The sequence below is a fragment of the Pseudomonas sp. RV120224-01b genome, from assembly GCF_003208145.1.
Classification (GTDB): Bacteria; Pseudomonadota; Gammaproteobacteria; order Pseudomonadales; family Pseudomonadaceae; genus Aquipseudomonas; species Aquipseudomonas monteilii.
Genome location: NZ_QKMQ01000011.1, coordinates 132,348 through 145,741 on the forward strand (window position 1 = coordinate 132,348; position 13,394 = coordinate 145,741).

General features: G+C 63.5%; 15 protein-coding genes. All 15 read left to right on the forward strand.

Annotation, left to right across the window (positions count from 1 at the left end):
* The first annotated feature begins 238 nt into the window (after nt 1–238).
* The gene (gene fliE, locus N436_RS17985; protein ID WP_105946091.1) at nt 239–571 is read left to right on the forward strand and encodes a flagellar hook-basal body complex protein FliE; all 333 of its coding nucleotides are present in this window, start codon (nt 239–241) and stop codon (nt 569–571) included.
* Between the two features lie 15 nt (nt 572–586).
* Nucleotides 587–2,365, forward strand: a complete 1,779-nt coding sequence (fliF, locus tag N436_RS17990; protein WP_105946092.1) for a flagellar basal-body MS-ring/collar protein FliF — start codon at nt 587–589, stop codon at nt 2,363–2,365.
* Entirely contained in the window at nt 2,358–3,377 is a 1,020-nt protein-coding gene (gene fliG / locus N436_RS17995; RefSeq protein WP_003254434.1) for a flagellar motor switch protein FliG, read from the forward strand. Before fliF ends, fliG begins: the two co-directional genes overlap by 8 nt.
* 162 nt (nt 3,378–3,539) lie before the next feature.
* A complete protein-coding gene (gene fliH, locus N436_RS18000; RefSeq protein ID WP_105946093.1) occupies nt 3,540–4,319 on the forward strand; it encodes a flagellar assembly protein FliH in 780 nt (259 codons plus the stop codon).
* On the forward strand, nt 4,309–5,664 hold the full coding sequence (fliI, locus tag N436_RS18005; RefSeq protein ID WP_110741653.1) for a flagellar protein export ATPase FliI: 1,356 nt from the start codon (nt 4,309–4,311) through the stop codon (nt 5,662–5,664). Before fliH ends, fliI begins: the two co-directional genes overlap by 11 nt.
* A gap of 6 nt (nt 5,665–5,670) precedes the next feature.
* On the forward strand, nt 5,671–6,123 hold the full coding sequence (gene fliJ, locus N436_RS18010) for a flagellar export protein FliJ (protein ID WP_105946095.1): 453 nt from the start codon (nt 5,671–5,673) through the stop codon (nt 6,121–6,123).
* A 187-nt stretch (nt 6,124–6,310) separates the two neighbouring features.
* Nucleotides 6,311–6,616: an STAS domain-containing protein gene (locus N436_RS18015; protein WP_016711787.1), complete on the forward strand. Its 306-nt coding sequence runs from the start codon at nt 6,311–6,313 to the stop codon at nt 6,614–6,616.
* An 8-nt stretch (nt 6,617–6,624) separates the two neighbouring features.
* Nucleotides 6,625–8,316, forward strand: a complete 1,692-nt coding sequence (locus N436_RS18020; RefSeq protein WP_105946096.1) for a fused response regulator/phosphatase — start codon at nt 6,625–6,627, stop codon at nt 8,314–8,316.
* Between the two features lie 48 nt (nt 8,317–8,364).
* Nucleotides 8,365–8,712 (forward strand): Hpt domain-containing protein, encoded by a 348-nt coding sequence (locus N436_RS18025; protein WP_016711785.1) that lies wholly within the window; start codon nt 8,365–8,367, stop codon nt 8,710–8,712.
* A gap of 72 nt (nt 8,713–8,784) precedes the next feature.
* Nucleotides 8,785–10,041, forward strand: coding sequence for a flagellar hook-length control protein FliK (locus N436_RS18030; protein ID WP_105946097.1), 1,257 nt, complete (start codon nt 8,785–8,787; stop codon nt 10,039–10,041).
* A 156-nt stretch (nt 10,042–10,197) separates the two neighbouring features.
* Complete coding sequence (gene fliL / locus N436_RS18035; RefSeq protein WP_105946098.1) at nt 10,198–10,695, forward strand: flagellar basal body-associated protein FliL; 498 nt, start codon at nt 10,198–10,200, stop codon at nt 10,693–10,695.
* A 9-nt stretch (nt 10,696–10,704) separates the two neighbouring features.
* Entirely contained in the window at nt 10,705–11,673 is a 969-nt protein-coding gene (gene fliM / locus N436_RS18040; RefSeq protein WP_012273501.1) for a flagellar motor switch protein FliM, read from the forward strand.
* A 47-nt stretch (nt 11,674–11,720) separates the two neighbouring features.
* Nucleotides 11,721–12,188 carry a flagellar motor switch protein FliN gene (fliN, locus tag N436_RS18045; RefSeq protein ID WP_105946115.1) on the forward strand — a complete coding sequence of 156 codons (468 nt, stop codon included), beginning with the start codon at nt 11,721–11,723 and terminating at the stop codon, nt 12,186–12,188.
* A gap of 12 nt (nt 12,189–12,200) precedes the next feature.
* Nucleotides 12,201–12,635, forward strand: a complete 435-nt coding sequence (gene fliO, locus N436_RS18050; protein ID WP_105946116.1) for a flagellar biosynthetic protein FliO — start codon at nt 12,201–12,203, stop codon at nt 12,633–12,635.
* On the forward strand, nt 12,635–13,390 hold the full coding sequence (fliP, locus tag N436_RS18055; protein ID WP_105946099.1) for a flagellar type III secretion system pore protein FliP: 756 nt from the start codon (nt 12,635–12,637) through the stop codon (nt 13,388–13,390). The genes fliO and fliP overlap by 1 nt, the downstream gene beginning before the upstream one ends.
* Nucleotides 13,391–13,394 lie beyond the last annotated feature (4 nt).

Genomic DNA, 13,394 nt, shown 5'->3' on the forward strand with positions numbered 1-13,394 from the left:
CCCCCTGTGGGAGCGGCCTTGTGTCGCGATAGGGCCGCAAGGCGGCCCCGGCGATCTTTGCGGCGAAGCTGAATAACTGGGGCCGCTTCGCGCCCCTATCGCGACACAAGGCCGCTCCCACAGGAATTGTGCGACCTCTGGGGAAATCAGTCGCAAAGGCTGGCACCTTTGTTGCTTTAGGTAGGCTATCCGCCGCATGAACGTCAAAAAAATGCGGCTGCAGGGAGAGAGAAGGGTCATGAGCCAAGGTGTTGAATTCAATCGTCTGATGTTGGACATGCGGGCCATGCAGGCTGATGCCATGTCGTTGCCGAAGGTCGCTGCCGCACCAGAGCTGGCGCCGGGGCAAAGTACCTTTGCCGACATGCTCGGCCAGGCCATCGGCAAGGTGCATGAGACGCAGCAGGCCTCGACCCAGCTGGCCAATGCCTTCGAAATCGGCAAGAGCGGCGTCGACCTGACGGACGTGATGATCGCTTCGCAAAAGGCCAGCGTGTCGATGCAGGCCCTGACCCAGGTACGCAACAAGGTGGTCCAGTCGTACCAGGACATCATGCAGATGCCGGTTTGAGGACGGATGTAAACCATGGCTGAAGCAGTCGTCGACAACCCCCCTGCCAAGACTGGCGCGCCAGCGGCCAAGCGGCCGCTGCCCGGTATGTCGTTCCTGGAAAACATCGCACAGATGCCCATGCTGCGGCAGATCGGCCTCATGGTCGGCCTGGCGGCCAGCGTGGCGATCGGCTTTGCCGTGGTGCTGTGGTCGCAACAACCCGATTATCGTCCGTTGTACGGCAGCCTGTCGGGCATGGACACCAAGCAGGTCATGGACACCCTGGCCGCTGCTGATATCCCTTATAACGTGGAACCCAACTCGGGTGCTCTGCTGGTCAAAGCCGACGATCTCTCCCGTGCGCGCCTGAAGCTGGCCGCCGCCGGGGTGGCGCCGAGCGACGGCAACGTGGGTTTCGAGCTGCTCGACAAGGAGCAGGGCCTGGGCACCAGCCAGTTCATGGAGGCCACCCGCTACCGCCGCAGCCTGGAAGGTGAGCTGGCGCGTACTGTTTCCAGCCTGAACAATGTCAAGGGTGCACGCGTGCACCTGGCCATCCCGAAAAGCTCGGTATTCGTGCGCGATGAACGCAAGCCCAGCGCCTCGGTGCTGGTCGAGCTGTACCCGGGCCGTGCCCTGGAAGCCGGACAGGTGATGGCCATCGTCAACCTGGTCGCCACCAGCGTGCCAGAGCTGGACAAATCACAGGTCACCGTGGTCGACCAGAAGGGCAACCTGCTGTCCGAACAGATCCAGGACTCCGCGCTCACCCAGGCCGGCAAGCAGTTCGACTACAGCCGCCGGGTGGAAAGCATGCTCACCCAGCGTGTGCACAACATCCTGCAGCCAGTGCTGGGCAACGACCGCTACAAGGCCGAAGTGTCGGCGGACCTGGACTTCAGTGCGGTGGAGTCCACCTCCGAGCAGTTCAACCCCGACCAGCCAGCGCTGCGCAGCGAGCAATCGGTCGATGAACAACGCGCCAGCAGTCAAGGCCCGCAAGGTGTGCCCGGCGCACTGAGCAACCAGCCACCCGGCGCGGCCTCGGCCCCGCAAACCACCGGTGGCGCTGCCACCCCGGCTGCGGCCATTCAGCCTGGCCAGCCGCTGGTGGATGCCAACGGCCAGCAGATCATGGACCCGGCCACCGGCCAGCCGATGCTCGCGCCGTACCCGTCGGACAAGCGCCAGCAAAGCACCAAGAACTTCGAACTGGACCGTTCCATCAGCCACACCCGCCAGCAACAAGGGCGTATGACCCGTCTGTCGGTGGCCGTGGTGGTGGACGATCAGGTCAAGATCGACCCGGCCACTGGCGACAGCACGCGCGCGCCGTGGGGCGCCGAGGACCTGGCGCGCTTTACCCGCCTGGTGCAGGACGCCGTGGGCTTCGATGCCAGCCGTGGCGACAGCGTGACAGTGATCAACGTGCCGTTCGCCGCCGACCGTGGCGAAGAAATTGCCGACATCGCCTTCTATCAGCAGCCGTGGTTCTGGGACATCGTCAAGCAGGTACTGGGCGTGGTGTTCATCCTGGTGCTGGTATTCGGTGTACTGCGGCCAGTGCTGAACAACATCACAGGGGGCGGCAAGCAGGCTGCCTCGGATAGCGACATGGAGCTGGGCGGCATGGTGGGGTTGGATGGCGAACTGGCCAACGACCGCGTCAGCCTGGGTGGCCCGACAAGCATTCTGCTGCCTAGCCCGAGCGAGGGTTACGAGGCACAGCTCAACGCAATCAAAGGCCTGGTGGCCGAAGACCCGGGCCGTGTCGCCCAGGTCGTGAAAGACTGGATCAACGCCGATGAGTGATAACCGAGCCGTTACCGCCAAGCTGAGCCGCGTCGACAAGGCGGCGATCCTTCTGCTCTCGCTGGGCGAGACCGATGCGGCCCAGGTGCTGCGGCACATGGGCCCCAAGGAGGTGCAGCGGGTAGGTGTGGCCATGGCGCAGATGGGCAATGTGCACCGTGACCAGGTGGAACAGGTGATGAGCGAGTTCGTCGACATCGTCGGCGACCAGACCAGCTTGGGCGTGGGGTCCGATGCCTACATCCGCAAGATGCTCAACCAGGCCTTGGGCGAGGACAAGGCCAATGGCCTGGTCGACCGCATCCTGCTCGGTGGCAACACCAGTGGCCTGGACAGCCTGAAGTGGATGGAGCCGCGTGCTGTCGCCGACGTGATCCGCTACGAGCACCCGCAGATCCAGGCCATCGTGGTGGCGTACCTCGACCCGGACCAGGCCGGTGAAGTGCTGAGCAACTTCGACCACAAGGTGCGCCTGGACATCGTCCTGCGCGTGTCGTCGCTGAACACCGTGCAGCCAGCAGCATTGAAGGAACTGAACCAGATCCTCGAGAAGCAGTTCTCGGGCAACTCCAATGCGGCGCGTACCACCTTGGGCGGCATCAAGCGTGCTGCCGACATCATGAACTTCCTCGATAGCTCGGTGGAAGGTGCACTGATGGACGCGATCCGCGAAATCGACAGCGACCTGTCGGAGCAGATCGAAGACCTGATGTTTGTCTTCAACAACCTGGCCGACGTCGACGATCGCGGTATCCAGGCGCTGTTGCGCGAAGTGTCGTCCGACGTGCTGGTGGTGTCGCTCAAGGGCGCCGACGAGCGGGTCAAGGACAAGATCTTCAAGAACATGTCCAAACGTGCTTCGGAGCTGCTGCGCGACGACCTGGAGGCCAAGGGGCCGGTACGGGTCAGCGACGTGGAAACGGCACAGAAGGAAATCCTTACCATTGCCCGACGTATGGCCGAGGCCGGCGAGATCGTGCTCGGCGGCAAAGGCGCCGAGGAAATGATCTAGGTTTTTCGCGATCTACCCGCCTACGCAGTCCCCTGTGGGAGCGGGTTTACCCGCGAAGGCGTCAGGCCAGGAGATAGAGGTTGTCGCTGCCGACGCATTCGCGGGTAAACCCGCTCCCACAGGGATTGCGACGGCTGCGCATGGTTTTGAGTACCTGAAAACATGTCCAGCAAAGAACATCACCCCAGCGACCTGATCCGCGCCCGCGACCTTGAGGGCGTAGACGTGTGGGCGCTGCCCAGCTTCGACCCGGAACCGGAGCCCGAACCGGAGCCTGAACCTGAACCCGAGGTCATCGAGGAAGTCGAGGAAGTGCCGCTGGAAGAAGTCCAGCCGCTGACCCTGGAAGAACTCGAAGCGATCCGGCAAGAGGCCTACAACGAGGGCTTTGCCACCGGTGAGCGCGAAGGTTTTCACAGCACCCAGCTCAAGGTCCGACAGGAGGCCGAAGAGGCTCTGAAGGCCAAGCTGGAAAGCCTTGACCGGCTGATGGCCAACCTGATGGAGCCGATCGCCGAGCAGGACACGCAGATCGAGAAAACACTGGTGCATCTGGTGGCCCACATGACTCGCCAGGTGATCGGCCGCGAGCTGCGCAGCGACTCCAGCCAGATCACCCAAGTGCTGCGCGAAGCGCTCAAGCTGCTGCCCATGGGTGCAGACAATATCCGCATCCACCTCAACCCGCAGGATTTCGAGCTGGCCAAGGCCCTGCGCGAACGCCATGAGGAAAGCTGGCGGCTGTTGGAAGACAGTGCACTGCTGCCAGGTGGTTGCCGGATCGAGACGCTTCACAGCCGTATCGATGCAACCATGGAAACGCGCATCGAAAAAGCCGTGGCACAACTGTTCGACCAATTGCACGACCACGCACTGCACCCGGCAGCGCCGGATATGGCGGTAGATCTGGCCAGCCCGGTGGATACCCCTGATGCGCCTTGAACGCACCAGCTTCGGCAAGCGCCTGGGCAGTTATGCTGAGGCCATCGAGCTGCCGGCCCAGCCCGTCGTCGAAGGCCGCCTGCTGCGCATGGTCGGGCTCACCCTGGAGGCCGAAGGCCTGCGCGCCGCAGTGGGCAGCCGTTGCCTGGTGATCAACGACGACAGTTACCACCCGGTGCAGGTCGAGGCCGAAGTCATGGGCTTTGCCGGGCCCAAGGTGTTCCTTATGCCGGTGGGCAGCATCGTCGGTATTGCGCCGGGCGCACGGGTGGTGCCGCTGGATGACAGTGGCCGCCTGCCCATGGGCATGAGCATGCTCGGTCGGGTGCTGGATGGCGCCGGCCGCGCGCTGGATGGCAAGGGTGGGATGAAGGCCGAGGACTGGGTGCCTATGGACGGCCCGGTGATCAACCCGCTCAACCGCGACCCCATCAGCAAGCCGCTGGACGTGGGTATTCGCAGCATCAATGGTTTGCTTACCGTTGGCCGTGGTCAGCGGCTGGGCCTGTTTGCCGGTACCGGTGTGGGTAAATCGGTGCTGCTGGGCATGATGACCCGCTTCACCGAAGCCGAAATCATCGTGGTCGGGCTGATCGGTGAGCGGGGCCGCGAAGTGAAGGAGTTCATCGAGCATATCCTCGGCGAAGAGGGCCTCAAGCGCTCGGTGGTGGTGGCGTCGCCGGCCGACGATGCGCCGCTGATGCGTCTGCGCGCGGCCATGTACTGCACGCGCATCGCCGAATACTTCCGCGACAAGGGCAAGAATGTGCTGCTGCTGATGGACTCCTTGACCCGTTTCGCCCAGGCCCAGCGGGAAATCGCCCTGGCCATCGGCGAGCCGCCGGCCACTCGCGGTTACCCGCCATCGGTGTTCGCCAAGCTGCCCAAGCTGGTGGAGCGGGCGGGCAATGGCGAGCCGGGCGGTGGATCGATCACGGCGTTCTATACCGTGCTGTCAGAGGGCGACGACCAGCAGGACCCTATCGCCGACTCGGCGCGGGGCGTGCTCGACGGTCACTTTGTGTTGTCGCGTCGGTTGGCCGAGGAAGGCCATTACCCGGCCATCGACATCGAAGCGTCGATCAGCCGGGTCATGCCCCAGGTGGTCGATGCCGACCACTTGCGCCAGGCGCAGAAGTTCAAGCAGCTGTGGTCGCGCCTGTCGCAAAGCCGCGACCTGATTAGCGTGGGTGCCTACGTGGCCGGCGGCGATCCTGAAACCGACCTGGCCATTGCCTTGCAATCGAAGCTGGTGGAATTCTTGCGCCAAGGGCTGAGCGAAAACGTGGGCATGGCACAGAGCCGCGAACAGCTGGGGGCGATTTTCACGCCCCCGGCAGGCTGATAGGCCATGGCGCTGCCCGGACGCGCCGCGCGCTTGGCGCCGGTGGTGGACATGGCCGAAGAGGCCGAGCGCAAGGCTGCTCAGCGCGTTGGGCACTTCCAGCAGCAGGTGACCACGGCCCAGGCCAAGTTGGCCGAACTGGAGCGTTTTCGCGAAGACTACCAGCTGCAGTGGATCAACCGTGGCGGGCAGGGCGTGAATGGCAGCTGGCTGGTCAACTACCAGCGTTTTCTGGGGCAGCTGGAAACGGCCATGACCCAGCAGCGCCAGAGCCTGGTGTGGCACCAGAACAACCTCAACAACGCCCGTGGTACCTGGCAGCAGGCCTATGCCCGGGTGGAGGGATTGCGCAAGCTGGTGCAGCGTTACATGGACGAAGCCCGGCGAGCCGAGGACAAGCGTGAGCAGCGGTTGCTGGATGAGCTGTCCCAGCGCTTGCCCCGCCAAAACCATCTTTAGCCTGTACCGGCCCTATCGCCGGCAAGCCAGCTCCCACAGGTACTGCGCAGGATTCAGGCCCTGTGCAGTACCTGTGGGAGCTGGCTTGCCGGCGATAGGGCCGGTACAGGTATGACCTTGCCACCCATGCCATCGCCTGCTAAACCTTAATGGAGTTGCATCCGCCATCATCGAAGGAATCGCTAGCATGGCAGTCGAGACTGACTTTTCGCAGGACGGGAAAAAGCTGACGATCAAGATCAAGGGGCGCTTCGATTTCGGCAAACATCAGGAATTTCGAGACGCCTACGAACGTCAGCCCGATCGCCCCGATTCGGTGATCGTCGACCTGAAAGACACCACCTACCTCGACAGTTCCGCGCTCGGCATGCTGCTGTTGCTGCGCGACCACGCGGGTGGCGATGAGTCGGACGTGCGGGTGGTGCATGCCAGCTCCGACGTGCGCAAGATACTCGCCATCTCCAATTTCGAAAAACTCTTCGATATCAGTTGAGCGCCGACATGCCGGCCGAACAGCCGTTGACCGTGCTGGTCGCCGAGGACGGTGCCGCCGACCGCCTGCTGCTGGCGCAGATCGTCCGTCGCCAGGGCCACCAGGTATTCACCGCGGAAAACGGCGAGCAGGCAGTGGCCCTGTTTCAGGAGCGGTGCCCACAGCTGGTGTTGCTGGACGCGCTGATGCCGGTAATGGACGGCTTCGAGGCAGCGCGACAGATCAAGGCCTTGGCCGGCGAGGCACTGGTGCCGATCATTTTCCTGACGTCGTTGAACGAAGAGGAAGGCTTGGTGCGCTGCCTGGAAGCGGGTGGCGATGACTTCATGGCCAAGCCCTACAGCGCGGTGATCCTCGCTGCCAAGATCCGCGCCATGGACCGGTTGCGTCGGTTGCAAGCCACTGTGCTGGAGCAACGTGACCAGATCACCCGGCACCATCACCACCTGCTCAACGAGCAGCGAGTGGCCAAGGCCGTTTTCGACAAGGTGGCCCACTCCGGTTGCCTTTCTGCGCCCAACATCCGCTACCTGCAGTCGCCGTATGCGCTGTTCAACGGTGACCTGATGCTGGCTGCGTTCACTCCGTCCGGTGACATGCGCGTGCTGCTGGGCGACTTTACCGGTCATGGCCTGCCAGCGGCGGTTGGCGCCATGCCGCTGGCCGAGGTGTTTTACGGCATGACCGCCAAGGGTTACGGCATGGCGCCGATCCTGCGCGAGATGAACGCCAAGCTCAAACGCATCCTGCCGGTGGACATGTTCTGTTGCGCGATACTGCTCAACCTCAGTGTGCAGCGCGGTTCGGTGGAAGTGTGGAATGGCGGTATGCCCGATGGCTATCGGCTGTCGGTGGATGGCCAGGTGCTGTCAGCGCTGAGCTCGCGGCATCTACCGCTCGGTATTCTGGCGGCCGAGCGTTTTGATGACAGCGCCGAGGTGCTTCCGTTGGCGCCGGGTGAGCGCCTGTTGCTGCTGTCGGACGGCGTGCTCGACACGGCTGATGATCAGGAGCGTCTGTTCGGTGTGCAGCGCCTGCTGGCGGTGCTGGCCGACAACCGCGACCCGGTGCGGTTGTTCGACGAAGTGATGCAGGCCCTGGAGCGCTTTGGCGGGCACCCGCGCGACGACATCAGTTTGTGTGATATTCGCATGTTCGGCGCCGAGGAGCGGGTGCCGGCGCCGATGATCTACGCTGATAGCGGTCGTTTCAGCCCGCAGGACTGGTCGCTGGGCTTCGAAGTGCGCGGCGAGAGCCTGAAGTGCTTTAACCCGATCCCTTACCTGGTGCAGTTGTTGCAGGAGATTCATGGGCTTCGTGCGCGTACCGGCAGTCTGCACAGCGTCCTCAGCGAGTTGTATTCCAATGCCCTGGAGCATGGTGTGCTAGGGCTGGACTCGCGGCTCAAGCGCGATGTGCAGGGTTTTGCCGACTATTATCAGGAGCGTGCCCGGCGCCTGGGCGTGCTGACAGACGGCTTTGTACGCATCGATTTCAAGGTTGAACCGCTTGCCGATGGCGGGCGTCTGAGTATCGAGGTTCGCGACAGCGGTGCGGGTTTCGATGTGCAGCGGGTGCTGTCGCGGCCTTCGCTGGACCAGGGGCTGAGCGGGCGTGGCCTGAACCTGGTGCGGCGGTTGGCCAGCGATGCGCGCTGGAGTGAAGGCGGGCGTTGCGCGCATGTGGCGTTCGTATGGTGAGCCACTGGCTGGCTCGGGCATAATCTGGCTTGATCAAGGAGTGAACAAGTGACTGACATGCATATTGACCACAAGGTGCTCAGTGACCTGCGTGAGGTCATGGAGGATGGCTACCTGCAGTTGGTGCAGACGTTTCTCGACGATTCCGAGCGGCGGCTGGGCCAGTTGCACGCGGCCAAAAGCGCCGAAGAGCTGGGTGCGGCCGCCCACAGCTTCAAGGGTAGCAGCAGCAACATGGGGGCTGTTGCCCTGGCCGGCCTGTGCCAGCAGCTGGAGGAGCGCGCACGGCGGCCTCCGCTGTACGGTATTGAAGACTTGATCAGTCGCATCGACCAGGAGTTCGTCGAGGTGCAGCGCTTCTACCGTGGTGAGCAGCAACGTATTTCAGCAGGCTGATACACAACTTGGCGCGAGTCTTGCCTGTCTCTGAGCGGATTATTTTTTTGTTTCTGGCGCGGAGACCGCTCGATGCCTGTCGCACCCAACCCTTTGTTGCAAGCCAACGCCATTGCCAGTGCCTCGCGCTCTGCCACCGCACAGGCGGACAAACCGCTGCAGGCGCTGGGCGACAAGGGCGACGGCTTTGGCCAGGTGATGGCACGGCAGGGGCGTGACAAGGCAGCCTGGCAGGATGACAAGGTCGCCCAGGCCAAGCCCAAGGACAAACCTGAGGCGCCAGCGCACGGCAAGAAAGACCCGGCTGACAAAACGGCTGTTGCCGATGACGGCAACAAATTGCCAGCAGACGATGCGTCCCAGGCCGATACCGGGGTGCGTGATGCCAACCTGGTGGCCGGCCAGGTCACCGACGCCCAGCCCGGTGCGCAACTGATCCAGGCCCAGGCCGAGGCGATGGCGCCGGTGCTGCAGGCCGCCACGGCGCAGGTTGGCGCGCTGCCCGAGGAGCCTTCCGCCGAAGAGGCTTTCGACCCGGATGCAGACCCTCTGGCCAACCTGCCGACCTTGCGCCTGGCGCTGGAGCAGAGTGCGCAAGCCAAGGGGGCTACGTCGGCCCATGCCCTTGACCCTTCCCAGGCGCAGGGCGAGGAGGGCCAGGCCGCCGTCAATACCTTGGCGAATCTGATCGAGAGTGCCGAGGGTGAGGCGGGAGAATCTGGCGACAAGGCCTTTGGTGCCTTGCTTGAGGATGGCCTGAAGGACACCAAGAGCGCCAGCAGCGACACCCGTGTCGATGATTTCGCCAACCGCCTGGCCAGCCTGACCCAGGCTGCCACGGCCAAGACCGCCAGCGCCGTGCCGGCCAACGCCAGCCCGTTGCACCAGCCGTTGCCGATGAACCAGGGGGCGTGGGCGGAAGGCTTGGTCAACCGGGTCATGTACCTGTCCAGCCAGAACCTGAAATCTGCAGACATCCAGCTGGAACCCGCAGAGCTGGGCCGCCTGGACATTCGCGTCAATGTTGCGGCGGACCAGTCGACCCAGGTCACCTTCATCAGTGGCCACGCCGGTGTGCGTGACGCCCTCGACAGTCAGGTGCACCGCCTGCGCGAGCTGTTTGCCCAGCAGGGGCTGGCCCAGCCGGACGTCAACGTGGCCGACCAGTCGCGCGGGCAGCAACAGCAGCAGGGGCAGGCGCAGGGCAGCAACCTGTCCGGCGTGGCCGCGCGGCGGGCGGAGCAGGGTGGGGGTGAGGTTGTAGACAGCGCCAGGCCTGTGGAGCAACAGGTCGTTATTGGTGACAGTGCGGTCGATTACTACGCGTAGATCTCGATTGGCCGCACTGGCTTCTTCGCGGGCGTGCCTGCGAAGAAGCCAACACTGCAAATCCTGCTGAAACCCATCCTGTGCAAATTCTGGCATAACACTTGCTCAAGCCAAGCCATCCTCCCTTGAACCCCCGATGGACGACGGATTATTGGCATGGCGAAGAGCGAAGCAGTCAAAGACCCCGCCACTAAAGGCAAACTCAAGCTGATCCTGCTGGCTGTCGTCGGCCTGTTGCTGGCGATCGGCCTTTCGGTGGGCGCTACCTGGTTCATCATGCACAAGAGCGAGCCGGCCCCGGCCGCCGAGCCTGCGGCCAGCAACGTCAAGCCTGCGGCCATCTACGAGGCGCTGACCCCGGCCTTCGTGGTCAATTTCAACCAGAACGGCCGCCAGCGCTACATGCAGTTGAGCATCACCCTGCAGGCGCGCAACCAGGCCGACCTGGATGCGCTGAAGGTGCACATGCCGGTGATTCGCAACAACCTGGTGATGATGTTCTCCGGGCAAGGCTTCGACACCCTGGCCAGCAGCCCGGTCGGGCAGGAGATGCTGCGTCAGAAGGCCACTGCGGTGGTGCAGGAAGTGGCCCAGAAGGAAGTCGGCAAGCCGGTCATCGACCAGTTGCTGTTCACCAATTTCGTATTGCAGTAGGAGTCCGCAATGGCCGTACAGGACCTGCTGTCCCAGGATGAAATCGATGCCCTGTTGCACGGCGTCGACGACGGGCTGGTGCAGACCGAGAGTGCATCCGAGCCTGGCAGTATCAAAAGCTACGACCTGACCAGTCAGGACCGTATCGTACGGGGTCGCATGCCGACCCTTGAAATGATCAACGAGCGCTTCGCCCGTTACACCCGTATCAGCATGTTCAACCTGCTGCGCCGTTCTGCCGACGTGGCCGTGGGCGGTGTGCAGGTGATGAAGTTCGGCGAATACGTGCACTCGCTGTACGTGCCCACCAGCCTCAACCTGGTCAAGATCAAGCCGCTGCGTGGCACCTCGCTGTTCATCCTCGACGCCAAGCTGGTGTTCAAGCTGGTGGACAATTTCTTCGGCGGCGATGGCCGCCACGCCAAGATCGAAGGCCGTGAATTCACGCCTACCGAGCTGCGCGTGGTGCGCATGGTGCTGGACCAGTGCTTTGTCGACCTCAAGGAAGCCTGGCAGGCGATCATGCCGGTCACCTTCGAGTACATGAACTCCGAGGTCAACCCGGCCATGGCCAACATTGTCGGCCCCAGCGAGGCGGTGGTGGTGTCCACCTTCCACATCGAGCTGGACGGCGGCGGCGGCGACCTGCACGTAACCATGCCGTACTCGATGATCGAGCCCGTGCGCGAAATGCTCGACGCCGGTTTCCAGTCCGACCTGGACGACCAGGACGAGCGCTGGGTCAAGGCCCTGCGCGAAGACGTGCTGGACGTGGCTGTGCCCATGACCGCCACGGTCGCCCGGCGCCAGTTGAAATTGCGCGACATCCTGCACATGCAGCCTGGCGACGTGATCCCGGTGGAGCTGCCCGAGCACCTGGTGTTGCGCGCCAATGGTGTGCCGGCGTTCAAGGCGCGGCTGGGTTCGCACAAGGGCAACTTGGCCCTGCAGATCATCGACCCGATCGAACGCCGCTGACGGCGTGCCGGTCGCTCATAACGAATTGAATGCCTGTCGAGGAAACCATGGCTAACGAAAACGAGATCACCTCCCCAGAGGACCAGGCGCTGGCCGATGAGTGGGCCGCGGCCCTGGAAGAAACCGGCGCGGCCGGCCAGGCCGATATCGATGCACTGCTGGGCGGTGACACCGGCAGCGCCAGCGGCCCGGGCCGCCTGCCGATGGAAGAGTTTGCCAGCTCGCCGAAGCCGAACGAAAACGTCAGCCTCGAAGGCCCGAATCTGGACGTGATCCTGGACATCCCGGTGAACATTTCCATGGAAGTGGGCAGCACCGAGATCAACATCCGTAACCTGTTGCAGCTGAACCAGGGTTCGGTAATCGAGCTCGACCGCCTGGCCGGCGAGCCACTCGACGTGCTGGTCAACGGCACGCTGATCGCCCATGGCGAAGTGGTGGTGGTCAACGAGAAGTTCGGCATCCGCCTGACCGACGTGATCAGCCCCAGCGAACGTATCAAGAAGCTGCGCTGAGTGAAGGGCACGATGCGCGCCCTTGCGGCGTTGGCGGTGCTGCTGGCCAGTAGCGTGTGCCTGGCCGCGGCCACGCCGGCCGCTACCCCGGCGACACCGCCTGGCAGCCTCGGCGGGCAGCTGGCGCAGATGGTCTTCGGCCTGCTGCTGGTCGTGGGCCTGATCTTCTTTCTGGCCTGGATGCTGCGGCGCCTGCAGAGCACGGCGGTGAAGGGCGGGCAGGTGATCGAGATTGTCGGCAGCCGGGCCATTGGCCCGCGTGACCGCCTGTTGCTGGTGCAGGTGGGCAAGGAGCAGATCCTGATCGGCCATACCCCGGGCAGCATCGAGGCCCTGCATGTCATGGCCGAACCCGTGGATGTGCCGGACGGCGCTCGTCAGGCGACGCCGGAGTTTGCTCAGCGGCTGATGGAGCTGATGGGCAAAAACCCTAAGGACAACAAGTGATGAGCGGCGCGCTGCGTACGTTGTTGACTCTGGCGCTGCTGCTGGCTGCGCCGCTGGCCCTGGCTGCCGACCCGCTGTCGATCCCGGCCATTACCCTGTCCAATACCCCGGACGGGCAGCAGGAGTATTCGGTCAGCCTGCAAATCCTGCTGATCATGACTGCGCTGAGCTTCATCCCGGCGTTCGTCATCCTGATGACCAGCTTTACCCGCATCATCATTGTGTTCTCGATCCTGCGTCAGGCTCTGGGCCTGCAGCAGACGCCCTCGAACCAGTTGCTCAACGGCATGGCGCTGTTCCTGACCATGTTCATCATGGCGCCGGTGTTCGACCGCGTGAACCAGGATGCCCTGCAGCCGTACCTGAAGGAGCAGATGACTGCCCAGCAGGCCATCGAAAAAGCCCAGGGGCCGCTCAAGGACTTCATGCTGGCGCAAACCCGGCAAAGCGACCTCGACCTGTTCATGCGCCTGTCCAAGCGTACCGACATTGCCGGCCCCGATCAGGTGCCGCTGACCATCCTGGTGCCGGCGTTCGTCACCTCCGAGTTGAAGACCGCGTTCCAGATCGGCTTCATGATCTTCATCCCGTTCCTGATCATCGACATGGTGGTGGCCAGTGTGCTGATGGCCATGGGTATGATGATGCTGTCGCCGCTGATCATCTCGCTGCCGTTCAAGATCATGCTGTTCGTGCTGGTGGATGGCTGGGCGCTGATCATGGGCACCCTGGCCAGCAGTTTCGGCGGCGTCTGACGCC

Coding starts and splice junctions, on each gene's coding strand:
- fliE (WP_105946091.1), top strand. CDS start 239: ATGAGCCAAGGTGTTGAATTCAATCGTCTGATGTTGGACATGCGGGCC.
- fliG (WP_003254434.1), top strand. CDS start 2,358: ATGAGTGATAACCGAGCCGTTACCGCCAAGCTGAGCCGCGTCGACAAG.
- fliL (WP_105946098.1), top strand. CDS start 10,198: ATGGCGAAGAGCGAAGCAGTCAAAGACCCCGCCACTAAAGGCAAACTC.
- fliI (WP_110741653.1), top strand. CDS start 4,309: ATGCGCCTTGAACGCACCAGCTTCGGCAAGCGCCTGGGCAGTTATGCT.
- fliF (WP_105946092.1), top strand. CDS start 587: ATGGCTGAAGCAGTCGTCGACAACCCCCCTGCCAAGACTGGCGCGCCA.
- fliJ (WP_105946095.1), top strand. CDS start 5,671: ATGGCGCTGCCCGGACGCGCCGCGCGCTTGGCGCCGGTGGTGGACATG.
- fliH (WP_105946093.1), top strand. CDS start 3,540: ATGTCCAGCAAAGAACATCACCCCAGCGACCTGATCCGCGCCCGCGAC.
- N436_RS18020 (WP_105946096.1), top strand. CDS start 6,625: ATGCCGGCCGAACAGCCGTTGACCGTGCTGGTCGCCGAGGACGGTGCC.
- fliP (WP_105946099.1), top strand. CDS start 12,635: ATGAGCGGCGCGCTGCGTACGTTGTTGACTCTGGCGCTGCTGCTGGCT.
- fliO (WP_105946116.1), top strand. CDS start 12,201: ATGCGCGCCCTTGCGGCGTTGGCGGTGCTGCTGGCCAGTAGCGTGTGC.
- N436_RS18030 (WP_105946097.1), top strand. CDS start 8,785: ATGCCTGTCGCACCCAACCCTTTGTTGCAAGCCAACGCCATTGCCAGT.
- N436_RS18015 (WP_016711787.1), top strand. CDS start 6,311: ATGGCAGTCGAGACTGACTTTTCGCAGGACGGGAAAAAGCTGACGATC.
- fliN (WP_105946115.1), top strand. CDS start 11,721: ATGGCTAACGAAAACGAGATCACCTCCCCAGAGGACCAGGCGCTGGCC.
- fliM (WP_012273501.1), top strand. CDS start 10,705: ATGGCCGTACAGGACCTGCTGTCCCAGGATGAAATCGATGCCCTGTTG.